Source organism: Apibacter sp. B3919 (assembly GCF_026537405.1).
Taxonomy (GTDB): domain Bacteria; phylum Bacteroidota; class Bacteroidia; order Flavobacteriales; family Weeksellaceae; genus Apibacter.
This window is the reverse complement of sequence record NZ_JAFNMG010000005.1, coordinates 52,380-66,031: the sequence shown is the minus strand read 5'-3', so window position 1 is coordinate 66,031 and position 13,652 is coordinate 52,380. Positions and strand designations below refer to the sequence as shown.

Here is a 13,652-nt window from a genome sequence, read left to right as displayed (position 1 = left end):
TTAGATAAATTAATTTTTAATATTTAATATTTGCTCAAGTATCTTTTGAGTGATCAAATACGTAGGTTTTACACCGGTTAAACCCAATCCACCGGAGGCTAACGTACTTCCGGTTTCTAAAGGGTTATCTGAGGCATAATAAGCATATCTTAATTTTACGTTTTCACCTATATGATGACGTATTTTAGATGCCACTTGAATAGCTTTTTGATAATGTGCTCCCTCCATTTCTAAACCGATGGCTTTCCAAGATGTTTGCATAAAATAAGTTAAAACATTTTTATTTTGTAAGGAAGTACCTAATACGGTAATCATGGCTCCTTTATAAGCGTTAATATTATATCCTTCAAAATCTTTTAAGGAAAGTTGGTTGTGAAAAGGATAGTTATCTGCTGTCCCTTCAAATATATGGGCAGTTGGAATCATAATATCGCCTTTATTTCCAACTAAAATTCCGGCTTTACCTAAGATAGATATTGAGTCAACATTCAGCTTTAATTTTTCTTTCGCATTATTTATTGGCCTTAATAATTCATCCATTATCTCAAAAGCCTGTTCTCCGAATGCATAATCAAAAACAATTAAAATGTCTTCTTTGTTTATGTTTTTAATATTTTTAAAAGGGGTGTTTTTAAAATTAATCTTAGATAGATCGAAGATTTGAACGTCAATATTTGATCCGCTGGTATCTTTACTGTATATCATGCCATTTTTTTGAGCATAACTTTTTACAGAATCAACTAAATCTAAATTTTTACTTAAATCTTCATACATTTTTAATTCTTCATCAGCATGAAAAGTCTTATTTAAAGAATCAAAAGCATACAACATATTTTTCACACTATGCATATTGGAGCTTATAATGTGAATTTTTTTATTAATTAACTTATTTTTAATTAATGTTTTTTTAACATTTTCCGCCCATTTTTCACCAAATAAATGATGACCCACTCTTTCCTTCAAAATGGAGCTGAAAAATATTTCTCTTCTTCGAATTCCTAATTCGTCTTCTTTGCTTACTCTTCCTAAATTGTAAATAATCTTTATAAAACGGTCAGGATCATTTGCTTCTTGAAAGTTTTTATAAGCGGTAATTACTTCATCAAAGCTTCTGCCCAGCATGGTAGCTATATGGGCTAAAATTACCTCTCTTTCTTTTCTTTTTAAAGGTTCAGAGCTTAAGGCTGCATTTTCAACAGATATCCAGATTCTTCCTACTTTTCCGTTAAAATCATGAGTTCTTTTTCTGATTTTGTCTGCTTCATTATATAAAAACGTAAGGTGGGTTAATATATCATAAATTTCAGATCTTCCTAATAATACTTCAATGTTCATTTGGTGCTCATCCACCCGATAACAAGTTCTCCTTCTTTTTTTAGGATAAATAGGGGTAAATGATGATTTGTCTAATCCTTCATTGGAGGTTAAAAATATAAATGAACATTCTTCAATCCCTTGTGGGAGCCTGTCTAATACATAGTTGAGCCCATTAAGTTCCACTTTATCCGGATCTGCTATTGATCCGTATATTTCCGGATTTAGTTTTAACAAATAGTTTCTTAATTCAAGTCCTGAAGTACCCGTTGGTTTGAAGCCGCCTCGGTTAAAAAGGTGACGCATGGTTATATACAATCTTTCAATTACGTCTGTCGATTCTCTGGCTTTATATATTGTCATATGGATAATTTTTTTAAATAAAGATAATACATTCTTTTATTTAGAATAAGAAATTATAGTTGTACATATCCTTTTAAGGAAATGGGCTTGTCTTAATTAGAATATAAATTAGAATAAAGTTTTTAATTAAGATGTGTTTATTGTTATAATTATATAAAAATAATTAATGTGGTAGAAAATAAAATTGAATCATATTACTTTTTTTTGATTTAAAAATTTAACAAAAACAATACATAATTAGTATAAAAGAAAAATTATTTAGAAGTATAAAATATAAATTATATAGAGTGTTAACAAAAATTAAGCCAAATTTTATCCTAAGTGTTCTTTTTGTATATTTTTGTTTAAATTTAATATTAAATCATTGCATTATAAAAAGCCAATGATACAGTATTATGATTGATTTTTTTGTAATTAGATTTTAAAATAACTTAATAAGAATATAAAAAATCTTTTTAAATGAAATAAAGATATTTTATTAGCTGCTAAGAATTTTATTTGATATAATTCAAAGAAACACTAAAAACATATATGTATCAACAGAAAATGTTAATATTTAAAGAATTTTTACAGATTTGATTTAATGTAATCAGTCATTTTATGATATAAATGATATCGAGTATTTCCGCCATAAATTCCATGATCTTTATCAGGATAAATAGCTGTATCAAATGGTTTTCCATTTTCAATAAGAGCATTGATCATAGCTGCAGAATTTTGAAAATGTACATTGTCATCTGCCGTTCCATGAATAATTAAAAATTTACCTTGTAAATCTTTTGCAAAGTTTATAGGTGAATTTTCATCATATCCTGTTGGATTTTCTTGAGGAGTTTGTAAAAATCGTTCGGTATAAATAGTATCATAGAATCTCCAATTGGTTACCGGCGCAACAGCTATTCCCATTTTAAATAATCCATTAGACTTTGTCATACATAGAGAAGTTAAATAACCACCAAAGCTCCAGCCCCATATTCCAATTCGGTTAGAATCGATAAAGGATTGGGTTTGCAACCACTTTGAAGCAGCAATTTGATCTTCAAGTTCAAGTTTTCCTAGCTGTTTATATGTTGATTTTTTAAAGTTTTCCCCTCTTCCACCGGTTCCTCTTCCATCAACGGAAACAATTATATATCCTTCTTGCGCAAGCATTTGGTGCCACCAATAATTGAATGAATCCCAAGAATTGGTTACCGTTTGAGATCCGGGGCCTCCGTATACATACATTAAAACAGGATATTTTTTATCAGGATTGAAATTTATAGGTTTAATCATGTATGATTTCAACTTAATCCCATTTTTAGTTGGAATTTCAATAAATTCTAATTTTTGAATTTCTTTCTTATTGGCATAAGATACTAAGGACGAATTATCTTCTAGAGTTTTTAATATAGATCCGTTATTGTTCCTCAATGTAAATACAGGAGGTGTATTTGCTGTACTAAATTGATCGATGAAATAAGAAAAATCAGTACTAAAAGAGGCATTATGGGTTCCTATTTCATCTGTTAAAATTTTCCGTTTACCGGTTTTGATGTTAACGGAGGCAACTATCCTATTGTTAGATCCTTTTTCATTGGATTGAAAGTATAAGAGGGAATTTTTATTATCTATTCCATAAATTCGAATTACGTCCCAATTCCCTTTAGTAATAGGTTTTATTAATTGTCCTTTAGCATTATAAAGATATAAGTGATTGTAGCCGTTTTTTTCGGAGTTTAAAACAAAACTTCCATCGGCTAATAAATTAATATAAAGTTTGTCAGTGTCAATCCAAGTAGTGGATGTTTCCGTTACTAATAATTGAGTGTTAAGATTTGCCGGGTTTACTTTTAAAACAGTAATTTTATTTTGAAAACGATTGGAAGTTATCGCGAATAAATCTCCATTGGGTGAGAATTTACTATTTATAATATAATAGTTTTCGTAGTTAGATAAAGAAACCGTATTAATTTCTTTTTTATCTAAATTATATAACTTTAAGCTAACAATAGAATTGTCTTCTCCAGCTTTTGGATATTTATAAATGAAATGATCGGGATACAAAAAGTTTTCATATAATGGAATATCAACTTCTTTAACATGAGATTCATCAAAATGTATAAAAGCAATATTCTTTCCGTCCGGCGACCATTCAAAGTTTCTTACATGAGCAAACTCTTCTTCATAAACCCAATCTGAAATTCCATTTATGATTTTATTCTTTTTTCCATCGTGCGTAACTTGCGTTATTTGTAATGAGGGAAATTCTTGATAATAGATATTATTTTCATAAACAAATGCTATTTTAGTACCATCAGGAGAAAAAATAGGTTCTTGTATAGGCTTTTTATTGAAAACCTCTAAAAATGATTGGGTTTTTATGTTATACAGAGTATAAATTCCCGATTTTGAGCGTCGATATATTGGAAACGATTCATTTTCTAAAAGCAAATAATTTTCATCGTTATTAAATAAATAATCGGAATAAGTACCCGAAATGATCGTATTAATTTTATCAAAGGTATCATAGGAATATTTTTCAATACCATTTTTAGTTAGAATAGTATATTCTTTACCATTTTTTAAAGATTTTATTCCTGAAATGGTTTTTGGATAAAATTTACCGCTCCATATTTCTTCTAATGTTATTTTTTGAGCATTAATATTTACTACGAATATGCATAAAATTATAGATAACAATATACTTTTATCAAATCTCATAAAGATCATTTTTAAAATTTAGAATAATAAATAATAGCTTTTATTAGCTAACATACGCTTTTAATAACAAACGAAAGTGCCTTTATTAATTATTGAAATTGGGATCAACGGCTTTTGGAGACCAATCTTTTAAAAATTTTTCAACTTTTTTAACGTCATATCCTGAATTGTTGTCTTCTAAAAAATCAGACTGCTGCGTATGAATTCTTTCACCTTTTTCATTTAAGATTACGAATACTGGAAAACCAAAACGTTGAGGATAGCCTAATTTAGCTAAAATAGACTCATTTTTATTTTCTTTTGAATAATTTAAATGATATACAATATAATTTTCCGTTAAAATATTCTTTATAGCATCGTTATTTTGAGTTAGAGTATTGAATCGAATACACCAGATACACCAATTTCCACCGATTTGAAGCAAAATAAATTTTTTTTCTTTTTTAGCTTCACTAATACAAGAATCAATTTTTTGTTGAGCATGATCATCAGGATTATATATTTTTTTATCTTGTGAAAATACCATTGAGACAAAAAATATACATAGAACTAAAAATTTGATTTTCATTTTATCAAGGGTTTTCGGGTGATTCTTCTTCTTTTAATTGTTGTTGCTGCTCTTTAGTTAATTTACTTTTAAGATTATCAATAACTTTATCATATATATGCTGTAAAGCATTTACATCTGTATAGTAATATATATAACTGTTTTGAAAAATTTCTTTAGTGGTATGATGAGCCTTAAATATAGAAACGTATGTATCAAAAGCAGTTTCTTGATCCAACGGAAGATTGGTTGGAGTTTGTTTATATAAATATATGTCACTTAAAATAGCAATCATATCCTTTTTAGAGAGCAGATGATCAGGTTTTTCAAGCGGATGTTGGCATGAAAAAAGCACTAAAGACAGACTAATAAATATATATAAATAAAGTCTCATAATCTTCCTAATAAAGACATAAATTTCATTTTAATTACTCCGAAAACAGCTTCACTGATGATGGCTCCACTCATCTTCGATTTTCCTTTAGTTCGGTCTGTAAATATAATAGGAATTTCAACAATTTTAAATTTTTTGCAATACGCTCTAAATTTCATTTCAATTTGAAAGCCATATCCTACTAATTCCACTTGATCAAGAGGTAATTCCTCCAATACTTTTCGAGTGAAACATACAAAACCGGCAGTAGAATCGTTAATGGGTAATCCGGTAATCAAACGCACATATTTAGAGGCAAAAAAAGAAAGTAGCACCCGATTCATCGGCCAATTAACTACATTAACTCCCTGGCAATAACGAGAACCAACAGCTAAATCTGCTCCATTTTTACAAGCCCGATACAGTTTAATTAAATCATTCGGGTTATGTGAAAAATCAGCATCCATTTCAAAAATATAATCATATCCCTTTTGCAATGCCCATTTAAAACCATGGATATAGGCTCTTCCCAAGCCATTTTTAGTACTTCGAACTTCTAAAAAAAGACGATTGGAATATGTTGGAATTAAGTCGGCAACTGTCTCTCCTGTGCCATCAGGAGAAGAATCATCAACAATCAATATATCGAAATCCTCTTCCAGGCTAAACACACATGAAATGATATCTTCAATGTTTTCAATTTCATTGTATGTAGGAATTATGACTAGTTTTTTATCGGACACAGTATATTGTTTTTAATAAAGTAAATTTATGTTTCTAGCAACACTATCAACAAAGGTAATCCAAAATTATAAGTTATTTGGATAAAAAATAAGAAAACACGAGTTCTCTATCAGTTTCTTTTTCAGCTTCTTCAAATAAGGCAATTAATTGTTTAAACTTTTGGATTTTATCTAAATCTAAGTTTTGGAAATTAATTTTTACAGGCAATTCAATAATACCGGTAAGCGTATCCCAAAGTCCGTCCAAATTATTGGCCGTATGAGAATCAAGGCCGAATTTTTTTTGAAAAACTCGGTAAAATTTAGGTAAAGAAGAAATAGAGTCAAAATCAAAAGAAACTGTTTTCATCTTTGTTGAAAAGTCTTATAATGGTCATAAGTTACAAAAATTAGTCCATCATTCGAAAAAATAACACGATCGGCACCTCTCATTCCGCACTTATAATTCAAATCGGCTTCCGTCCATTTTCTTCCCTTTTTGGACGGAATCTTATTTTCTCTATTTTTAAATATATCCCCGCCAATTATTTTTCCCGGGAGTATTTGACATAAATTACCTTTTTCGGGCTTCCAACCGGCTTTGCGCGCATCTAATCTTTTAATATAATAATTTGGTAAGGAATGATGTATTTTTATATAATTTATAACAATATCTTCTGAACTTAGCTGTTCTATATTAAATTGCCCAAGATTTAATTTTTTAGTTGAAAGGTTATAACTAAGGATTAAGGAAATTATTATTAAAACACTAAAGAAAAGACTATAAAAAAAGGGTTGTTTTTTAATTTTCATGCTAATAATTCAAATATAAGTAATAAAATTATCTAAATAATGAATAAGTTTTTTTACTTTTGCCAAATTTCTTTTATATCATGTATATAGAAAGTAATAAAAATCCAAAAATAAAGAATTTAGTAAAATTATTAGAAAAAAGTAAAGAAAGGAAAAGTCAAAGGAAATTCATTGTTGAAGGCAAAAATGAAAATTTTTTCGCCTTAAAAAATGGTTTTATTCCTATTGAATTTTACATACAACCACATATTTTTCAAGATTCTATAACACTGCCTTCTTCCGCTATAAAATATGAAGTATCACAATCTGTTTATGATAAGATCGCTTATAGGAAACTATCTGAAGGCATACTGGGGGTTTATGAATATAAGACCTATGAATTAGACCAAATAAAATTACCGGATCGCCCATTTATCCTGATTATTGAATCAATTGAAAAACCGGGTAATCTTGGGGCAATATGCAGGTCAGCAGATGCGTTTGGTGTAGATATGGTTGTAGTATGTGAAGAAAAAGCAGATCTGTATAATCCCAATGTACTACGGTCATCGGTAGGAAGTTTTTTTAATATTCCTATTATATCAACAAATAATGCAAATATATATGATTTTCTTATAAAAATGGATGTACCAATTTATGCTACTTATATGACTGAAACCTCAAAAATTATACAAAATGTTGATTTTACCCAATCAGCTGCAGTCATATTTGGAACAGAGCATTCCGGTATTTCTGATTTTTGGAAAAATAAAATAAAAGAAAATATACTAATTCCTATGAAAGGACAAATAGATTCATTAAATGTAAGCAATGCAGTTGCAATTGTTTGTTATGAAGTGGAAAGACAAAAAATCATGTTAAACAAGCACTTATGAAAATAATATTTGCAAACTTTATGTGTATTATGTCATAAAAATATATTATTCTTGTTCTTTATTAATTAGAACTTATATCTTTGTATGAAATTGTTTAGAAAAAGAGAACATTGTTACTCTATTATTTGTTGAAAAAAACAAGAATATTGTAATATAGTTGGATAAATAACACTAAAAAGCTTAATAAAGTAAGACTAAAATTTGTACAACTATGTTTGAAATTTTTAAAGACAAATCAGGTGCTTTTCGATTTAGACTGAAAGCAAAAAACGGGCAAATTATCCTGGCAAGTGAAGGATATACCCAAAAAACAAATTGTCAAAAAGGTGTTAGTTCTGTAAAAAGAAATTCCAAAAACGAAGATCGTTTTGAATTGAAACAGTCCTCTAACAAAAAATGGTTCTTTAACTTAAAAGCCGGTAACGGACAAATAGTAGGAACCAGCGAGCTTTATGACAATGAAACTAATGCTAAGAATGGTGTAAAATCAGTAATGAACAATGCCCCGACAGCAGAAACGGTTGATTTATCTAAATAGAAAAATTGACCGGAGCCTATATAAATTAGGTTTGAATATTTACTAAAAATAAAAGCTGTGAATTTTCACAGCTTTTATTTTTTATAACTAAGAAATGATTTTTTTACGATAGGGTATTTTTGATTCTTTTTAAAGCTTCAATAAGATCTTTTTCAGAAGCCGCATATGATAATCGTATGCAATTACTGTCTCCAAAACATACACCACCCACTGTAGCTACATGTGCTTTTTCTAATAATAATAAAGCAAAATCATCGGAATTTGTAATCTTATGTCCTTGAATAGTCTTTCCAAAATAAAAAGATACATCAGGAAAGAAATAAAATGCTCCGGCCGGTTTATTAACTTTAAATCCCGGAATTTCGTGCAATAAATTGTATACAAGCTCCCTTCTCTTTTTAAAACCGTCAATCATATAATTAATAACCGAAGGATCAGCTTCTATAGCTGTTATAGATGCCATTTGGGCAATACAATTTGCCCCTGAGGTCATTTGTCCTTGAATTTTATCACAAGCATCAGTAAGCCATTTTGGGCCTCCTAAATATCCAATTCTCCAACCTGTCATGGCATACGATTTGGAAACGCCGTTAATTGTTACAGTCTGATTAAAAACTTCAGGAAATTGAGCTATACTTTCGTGTTTTCCTTCATAATTTATATATTCATATATTTCATCAGAAATAATAATTACGTTAGGATGCTTTTCTAATACTTGAGCTAAGGCATATAATTCCTCTTTAGTATAGACAGTTCCCGAAGGATTACATGGAGAGCTGAATAAAAACGCTTTGGTTTTTGGAGTTATAGCGCTCTCAAGCTGTTCGGGTGTGATTTTAAAATCAGTGTCAATGGTAGTATTTACCACAATATTTTCCCCTCCGGCAAGTTTAACCATTTCATAATAGCTTACCCAATAAGGAGCAGGAACGATTACTTCATCTCCATCATTAATGATTGAAAGCAATACATTAATAATAGACTGTTTTCCTCCGTTCGAAACAACTATTTGATCAGGTTTATATTCTAAATTATTGTCTCTTTTAAATTTATTAGCAATAGCTTTTCTTAATTCAAGATATCCGGGAACGGGGGTGTAGGATTTAACACCATCATTAATCGCTTTGATGGCAGATTCCCTTACAAATTCAGGAATTTCAAAATCAGGCTCTCCCAAAGTTAAGCTAATAACATTGATTCCTTGAGCTTTTAATTCTCGAGCTTTGTTAGACATAACAAAGGTTTGAGAATAGCTAAGACGATTAACGCGATCGGATAATAAATTCATTTTGGACTAATTAATTTTTATTGTTTTTCAAAACTCAAAAATACAGTATTTTTTTAGATTAAAATAGTTTTATAAGATAAAAATATGAAGAGTATTCAGTTCAAAATCAGTAAATATAATCTCTTTTTATAGAATACATTTTTTGTGTATTTTTGTAATCTTATTTTATATTCTGTAATTTGAGAAGAAAAAAAAATATTCAAATCCCCAATTTAGAGCTTACTACTGCCGGAGCTAAAGGGGTTGCGATAGGAAAAACTGAAGAAGGAAAAACAGTATTAGTAGGATATGCCGTACCGGGGGATGTAGTTAATGCCCAGGTAATTAAGTCTAAAAAAAATTATTATGAAGCTAAAGTTTTAGATTTTATTAAATATTCTTCTGATCGAGTGGATCCCGAATGTATGCATTTTGGAATATGCGGAGGTTGTAAATGGCAAAATCTTTCTTATGAAAAACAATTAGAATATAAAGAGAAAGAGGTTTACAATAATATAAAAAGAATTGGAAAAATTGATAATTTTCAAGAATTAACCATTGTCCCTTCAACGGATAAGTATTTCTACAGAAATAAAATGGAATTTTCCTTTTCTAATGCTCGATGGTTGACATCTGAAGAAATACAATCCGATAAAGATATTGAAGATAAAAATGCGTTGGGTTTTCACATACCTCAACAATGGAATAAAGTATTAGACATTAAAGAATGTTTTTTACAACAAGAACCTTCAAATAAAATCAGAAATTCAATTAAAGAGTTTGCTTTAAAGCATAAGATGGAATTTTATGATTTTAAAGAACAAAGTGGATTTCTTAGAACATTAATGATTCGTTCTAATTCTAAAAATGATCTAATGGTTTTGCTACAGTTTTTTAGAGAGGATGAGCAAAATATTGGCAAAATATTGAACTATATTCGCGAAGAATTTCCTGAAGTAAAAACGATTCTTTATGCAATAAATTCTAAAGGAAATGACAGCTTATATGATTTGGATGTTAAAATATTCCATGGAAATGGTTTTTTAATGGAGGAGATAGAAGGACTAAAATTTAAAATTGGACCCAAATCATTTTTTCAAACTAATTATAAACAAGCCGTAAAATTATACGAAATAGCAAGAGATTTTGCAGATTTAAAAGGCGATGAAGTAGTGTATGATCTTTATACAGGAACAGGAACCATAGCGCAATTTATTTCTCGTAAAGCAAAAACGGTGGTCGGTGTAGAAGCGGTACCCGAGGCAATAAAAGCTGCGAAAGAAAATGCAGAGTATAATAATATTAAAAATTGTCGTTTTTATTGTGGAGATATGAAAGATATATTCACGGAAAAATTTATTCATGAAAACGGTCATCCGGATATTATTGTTACCGATCCGCCGAGAGAAGGAATGCATAAAAATGTAGTAGAAACTATATTACGCATAGCCCCCCCAAAAATAGTTTATGTAAGTTGTAATTCAGCAACACAAGCTAGGGATCTGGAGTTGATGAAAGAAAAATATGAGGTTGTAAAAGTTCAAGCTGTAGATATGTTTCCACAGACTTATCATGTAGAAAGCGTTGCGCTTCTTAAACTAAAATAAAAATGTTTCAAAAAAAAATAAATATACTATTCGTCCTATTCTTTATAGGTTTACTTGTTTTTTCCTGTGTAGATGATGATGTTTGCGACAAAGTTACTACACCGAGATTGACTATAGAATTGGATAGTTTAGGTAGTAAATATAAGAAAACTCGATTATATGTTGACAGGAAAATGCCGGATGGTTCTGTACATTCGGAAGGTGTCTTTCTTGGAAAAGACAGTATTCAATTACCTTTAAATTCTTTATCCGACGAAACTGTTTTTTATTTATACGATACACTGCATACTCCGGATTCAAGTAAAAATATTATTACAATAAAATACCTGACTGATCAACAGTTTGTTTCAAAGGCATGTGGATTCAAGGTAATATTTAATGAGGTAACTTATGATGCAACTGCGCTTACAACTATAAAATCCATAACAGGTCAAACTAATCAAATTTATAATGAATCCTCTACGAATTTACGTATTGCTTATTAGTGTATTTCTGGGTATATATGCTCATTCCCAAACAAAAAGCAACGATTCTATTCCGGTAAAAAATCCAAAGCATCAACTATTTATAGGAGTGGATTTATTAAATCCGGTTGCTGGTTTTTTTGCAGATAAAAAAAATTATAGTAGTTTTATCGCTTATAAAATTAAAAATAGGTGGTTGGCTGTTGCCGAAGTAGGGTATGAAAAAAATATTTATAATAAAAATAATTGGAATATTGATGCAAAAGGAGTTTTTGGAGAAATAGGAATAAATTATATTTTAACTAACAACTATGAAAAATCAGGCGAAGGGTTTTATATAGGAGGAAGATTTGGTTATTCCCCCTTCAAGCAAAATGTAAAAAAATATCCTCTTAAGGGAATGAATCCCGAAGGACAAATACAAATAATTGGAGAAGGTTCTTTACCGGAAGCAAATGTAAGTTCCGGCTGGTTAGAAGCAGTTGCAGGAGCTAAAGTTCAAATTGGAAACTCACCGTTTTATATTGATTTCATGGTTCGTCCTAAATTTCTATTGTTTTCCAGCAAACAGAAAAATGTAGACAATTTAGTTATTCCCGGGTATGGAAAAGATAAGGGATCGGCAAATATATCTCTTTTCTGGGGGATATCTTATAAATTATTTTAATCCTATTGAAAACCTATAGTATTACTAATAGATAAAATAATTAATAAAATATAAATTATATTTTTGTAAAATATTTAAATATATGAATATTACAATTGTTGGTACAGGATATGTAGGACTGGTTTCAGGAACCTGCCTTGCAGATTTGGGACATAGTGTACATTGTGTTGATATAAATGAAGAAAAAGTTACCTTGATGAAAAATGGGCAAGTACCCATTTATGAGCCACAATTAGAAGAAGTATTTCTGAGAAATATAAAAGGAGGTCGTTTGTTTTTCACCACAGATTTGAGTGAAGCAATGCGAGTTTCAAATGTAATATTTTTAGCCTTGCCAACTCCACCGGGAGAAGATGGCTCAGCGGATCTGTCTTACGTACTGGAAGTTGCCGGTCAAATAGGAGATTTAATGACTGAATATACCTTAATTGTAAATAAAAGTACGGTTCCGGTAGGTACAGCAGAAAAAGTCAAAAACCTGATAAAATCAAAAACTCAAGTACCTTTCGATGTTGTTTCAAATCCGGAATTTTTACGAGAAGGATATGCTGTGGAAGATTTTATGAACCCTGAAAGAGTAATTGTGGGAGCCGGTTCACAGAAAGCATTTGAAATAATGGATAAAATTTATTTGTCTTTAACTAATGCCGGTGCTAAAATGATAAAGATGGATGAAAAATCTTCTGAGTTAACAAAATATGCTTCCAATTCTTTCTTAGCCACCAAAATCACTTTTATGAATGAAGTAGCTAATTACTGCGAAAAAGTAGGAGCAGATGTTGATAAAGTAAGATTAGGTATGGGGTCGGATGAAAGAATCGGGAATCGATTTTTATTTCCGGGTGTAGGATATGGAGGAAGTTGTTTTCCCAAAGATGTAAAAGCTTTAATTAAAAGCGGAAAAGAAGTTGGATATACTTTTGAAATTTTGGAATCTGTAGAAGAGGTAAACCAAAAACAAAAAACCATATTAGTACCCGAAGTCGAAAAATATTTAGGAGATTTAAAAAATAAACAAATAGCAATTTGGGGGTTAGCTTTCAAAGAAAATACGGATGATATTCGGGAAGCTTCCTCACTTGAAATAATTGATATGCTTCTGGAAAAAGGAGCAAAAGTTAAAGCATACGATTCGATTGCCGTCAATAATGTAAAAAAAATATTAGGCAATAAAATAGAATATGCCAACAATATGTATGATTGTGTAGAAGGTGCAGATGCATTAATTATTGTAACAGAATGGGGCGAATTTAGAAATCCTCATTTTGATATTTTAGAAAAAAAGATGAATAAAAAAGCTATTTTTGATGGAAGAAACCTTTATAATCTAGATGAATTACAAATTCATGGCTTTTATTATAAAAGTATTGGTAGGAAATTAATAAATGGATAGATAATT

At 29.8% G+C, this 13,652-nt stretch carries 14 protein-coding genes; 6 read left to right on the top strand and 8 right to left on the bottom strand.

All coding sequences use genetic code 11. From position 1 onward, the window contains the following. Positions 1 to 9: 9 nt before the first annotated feature. The 7 genes from J3U20_RS08725 to J3U20_RS08695 all read right to left on the bottom strand — a co-directional run bounded on the left by J3U20_RS08725 (position 10) and on the right by J3U20_RS08695 (position 6,835). Positions 10 to 1,677, bottom strand: coding sequence for a DUF6909 family protein (locus J3U20_RS08725; protein WP_160542902.1), 1,668 nt, complete (start codon positions 1,675 to 1,677; stop codon positions 10 to 12). 567 nt (positions 1,678 to 2,244) lie between these two features. Then, complete coding sequence (locus J3U20_RS08720) at positions 2,245 to 4,380, bottom strand: S9 family peptidase (protein ID WP_160542901.1); 2,136 nt, start codon at positions 4,378 to 4,380, stop codon at positions 2,245 to 2,247. Positions 4,381 to 4,465: 85 nt separating this feature from the next. Next, entirely contained in the window at positions 4,466 to 4,948 is a 483-nt protein-coding gene (locus J3U20_RS08715; protein ID WP_160542900.1) for a thioredoxin family protein, read from the bottom strand. Between the two features lie 4 nt (positions 4,949 to 4,952). Further along, on the bottom strand, positions 4,953 to 5,321 hold the full coding sequence (locus J3U20_RS08710) for a DUF4296 domain-containing protein (protein ID WP_160542899.1): 369 nt from the start codon (positions 5,319 to 5,321) through the stop codon (positions 4,953 to 4,955). Next, complete coding sequence (locus J3U20_RS08705; protein ID WP_160542898.1) at positions 5,318 to 6,043, bottom strand: polyprenol monophosphomannose synthase; 726 nt, start codon at positions 6,041 to 6,043, stop codon at positions 5,318 to 5,320. Before J3U20_RS08705 ends, J3U20_RS08710 begins: the two co-directional genes overlap by 4 nt. A gap of 73 nt (positions 6,044 to 6,116) precedes the next feature. Continuing rightward, entirely contained in the window at positions 6,117 to 6,392 is a 276-nt protein-coding gene (locus J3U20_RS08700) for a barstar family protein (protein ID WP_160542897.1), read from the bottom strand. Beyond that, positions 6,389 to 6,835 carry a ribonuclease domain-containing protein gene (locus tag J3U20_RS08695; protein ID WP_160542896.1) on the bottom strand — a complete coding sequence of 149 codons (447 nt, stop codon included), beginning with the start codon at positions 6,833 to 6,835 and terminating at the stop codon, positions 6,389 to 6,391. The genes J3U20_RS08700 and J3U20_RS08695 overlap by 4 nt, the downstream gene beginning before the upstream one ends. 80 nt (positions 6,836 to 6,915) lie before the next feature. On the opposite strand from J3U20_RS08695, the gene J3U20_RS08690 reads away from it, so the two are divergent. Then, positions 6,916 to 7,710: a TrmH family RNA methyltransferase gene (locus tag J3U20_RS08690; RefSeq protein WP_160542895.1), complete on the top strand. Its 795-nt coding sequence runs from the start codon at positions 6,916 to 6,918 to the stop codon at positions 7,708 to 7,710. A gap of 211 nt (positions 7,711 to 7,921) precedes the next feature. Next, positions 7,922 to 8,248, top strand: coding sequence for a YegP family protein (locus tag J3U20_RS08685; RefSeq protein ID WP_160542894.1), 327 nt, complete (start codon positions 7,922 to 7,924; stop codon positions 8,246 to 8,248). 103 nt (positions 8,249 to 8,351) lie between these two features. On the opposite strand, the gene J3U20_RS08680 is transcribed toward J3U20_RS08685, so the two are convergent. Next, complete coding sequence (locus J3U20_RS08680) at positions 8,352 to 9,536, bottom strand: pyridoxal phosphate-dependent aminotransferase (protein ID WP_160542893.1); 1,185 nt, start codon at positions 9,534 to 9,536, stop codon at positions 8,352 to 8,354. A 179-nt stretch (positions 9,537 to 9,715) separates the two neighbouring features. Here J3U20_RS08680 and rlmD point away from each other — a divergent pair, with 179 nt between their 5' ends. The 4 genes from rlmD to J3U20_RS08660 all read left to right on the top strand — a co-directional run bounded on the left by rlmD (position 9,716) and on the right by J3U20_RS08660 (position 13,646). Further along, on the top strand, positions 9,716 to 11,122 hold the full coding sequence (gene rlmD / locus J3U20_RS08675) for a 23S rRNA (uracil(1939)-C(5))-methyltransferase RlmD (protein ID WP_160542892.1): 1,407 nt from the start codon (positions 9,716 to 9,718) through the stop codon (positions 11,120 to 11,122). 2 nt (positions 11,123 to 11,124) lie between these two features. Then, a complete protein-coding gene (locus J3U20_RS08670; RefSeq protein ID WP_160542891.1) occupies positions 11,125 to 11,607 on the top strand; it encodes a DUF6452 family protein in 483 nt (160 codons plus the stop codon). After that, the gene (locus J3U20_RS08665; protein ID WP_160542890.1) at positions 11,573 to 12,253 is read left to right on the top strand and encodes a DUF6048 family protein; all 681 of its coding nucleotides are present in this window, start codon (positions 11,573 to 11,575) and stop codon (positions 12,251 to 12,253) included. Before J3U20_RS08670 ends, J3U20_RS08665 begins: the two co-directional genes overlap by 35 nt. Positions 12,254 to 12,335: 82 nt before the next feature. Beyond that, complete coding sequence (locus tag J3U20_RS08660; RefSeq protein ID WP_160542889.1) at positions 12,336 to 13,646, top strand: UDP-glucose dehydrogenase family protein; 1,311 nt, start codon at positions 12,336 to 12,338, stop codon at positions 13,644 to 13,646. The last annotated feature ends 6 nt before the right edge of the window (positions 13,647 to 13,652 follow it).

Excerpts from the sequence above, each read along its gene's own strand:
- J3U20_RS08715 (WP_160542900.1), bottom strand. The coding sequence starts at position 4,948 with ATGAAAATCAAATTTTTAGTTCTATGTATATTTTTTGTCTCAATGGTA.
- J3U20_RS08665 (WP_160542890.1), top strand. The coding sequence starts at position 11,573 with ATGAATCCTCTACGAATTTACGTATTGCTTATTAGTGTATTTCTGGGT.
- J3U20_RS08680 (WP_160542893.1), bottom strand. The coding sequence starts at position 9,536 with ATGAATTTATTATCCGATCGCGTTAATCGTCTTAGCTATTCTCAAACC.
- J3U20_RS08685 (WP_160542894.1), top strand. The coding sequence starts at position 7,922 with ATGTTTGAAATTTTTAAAGACAAATCAGGTGCTTTTCGATTTAGACTG.
- J3U20_RS08725 (WP_160542902.1), bottom strand. The coding sequence starts at position 1,677 with ATGACAATATATAAAGCCAGAGAATCGACAGACGTAATTGAAAGATTG.
- J3U20_RS08690 (WP_160542895.1), top strand. The coding sequence starts at position 6,916 with ATGTATATAGAAAGTAATAAAAATCCAAAAATAAAGAATTTAGTAAAA.
- J3U20_RS08710 (WP_160542899.1), bottom strand. The coding sequence starts at position 5,321 with ATGAGACTTTATTTATATATATTTATTAGTCTGTCTTTAGTGCTTTTT.
- J3U20_RS08695 (WP_160542896.1), bottom strand. The coding sequence starts at position 6,835 with ATGAAAATTAAAAAACAACCCTTTTTTTATAGTCTTTTCTTTAGTGTT.
- J3U20_RS08720 (WP_160542901.1), bottom strand. The coding sequence starts at position 4,380 with ATGAGATTTGATAAAAGTATATTGTTATCTATAATTTTATGCATATTC.
- J3U20_RS08700 (WP_160542897.1), bottom strand. The coding sequence starts at position 6,392 with ATGAAAACAGTTTCTTTTGATTTTGACTCTATTTCTTCTTTACCTAAA.
- J3U20_RS08670 (WP_160542891.1), top strand. The coding sequence starts at position 11,125 with ATGTTTCAAAAAAAAATAAATATACTATTCGTCCTATTCTTTATAGGT.
- J3U20_RS08660 (WP_160542889.1), top strand. The coding sequence starts at position 12,336 with ATGAATATTACAATTGTTGGTACAGGATATGTAGGACTGGTTTCAGGA.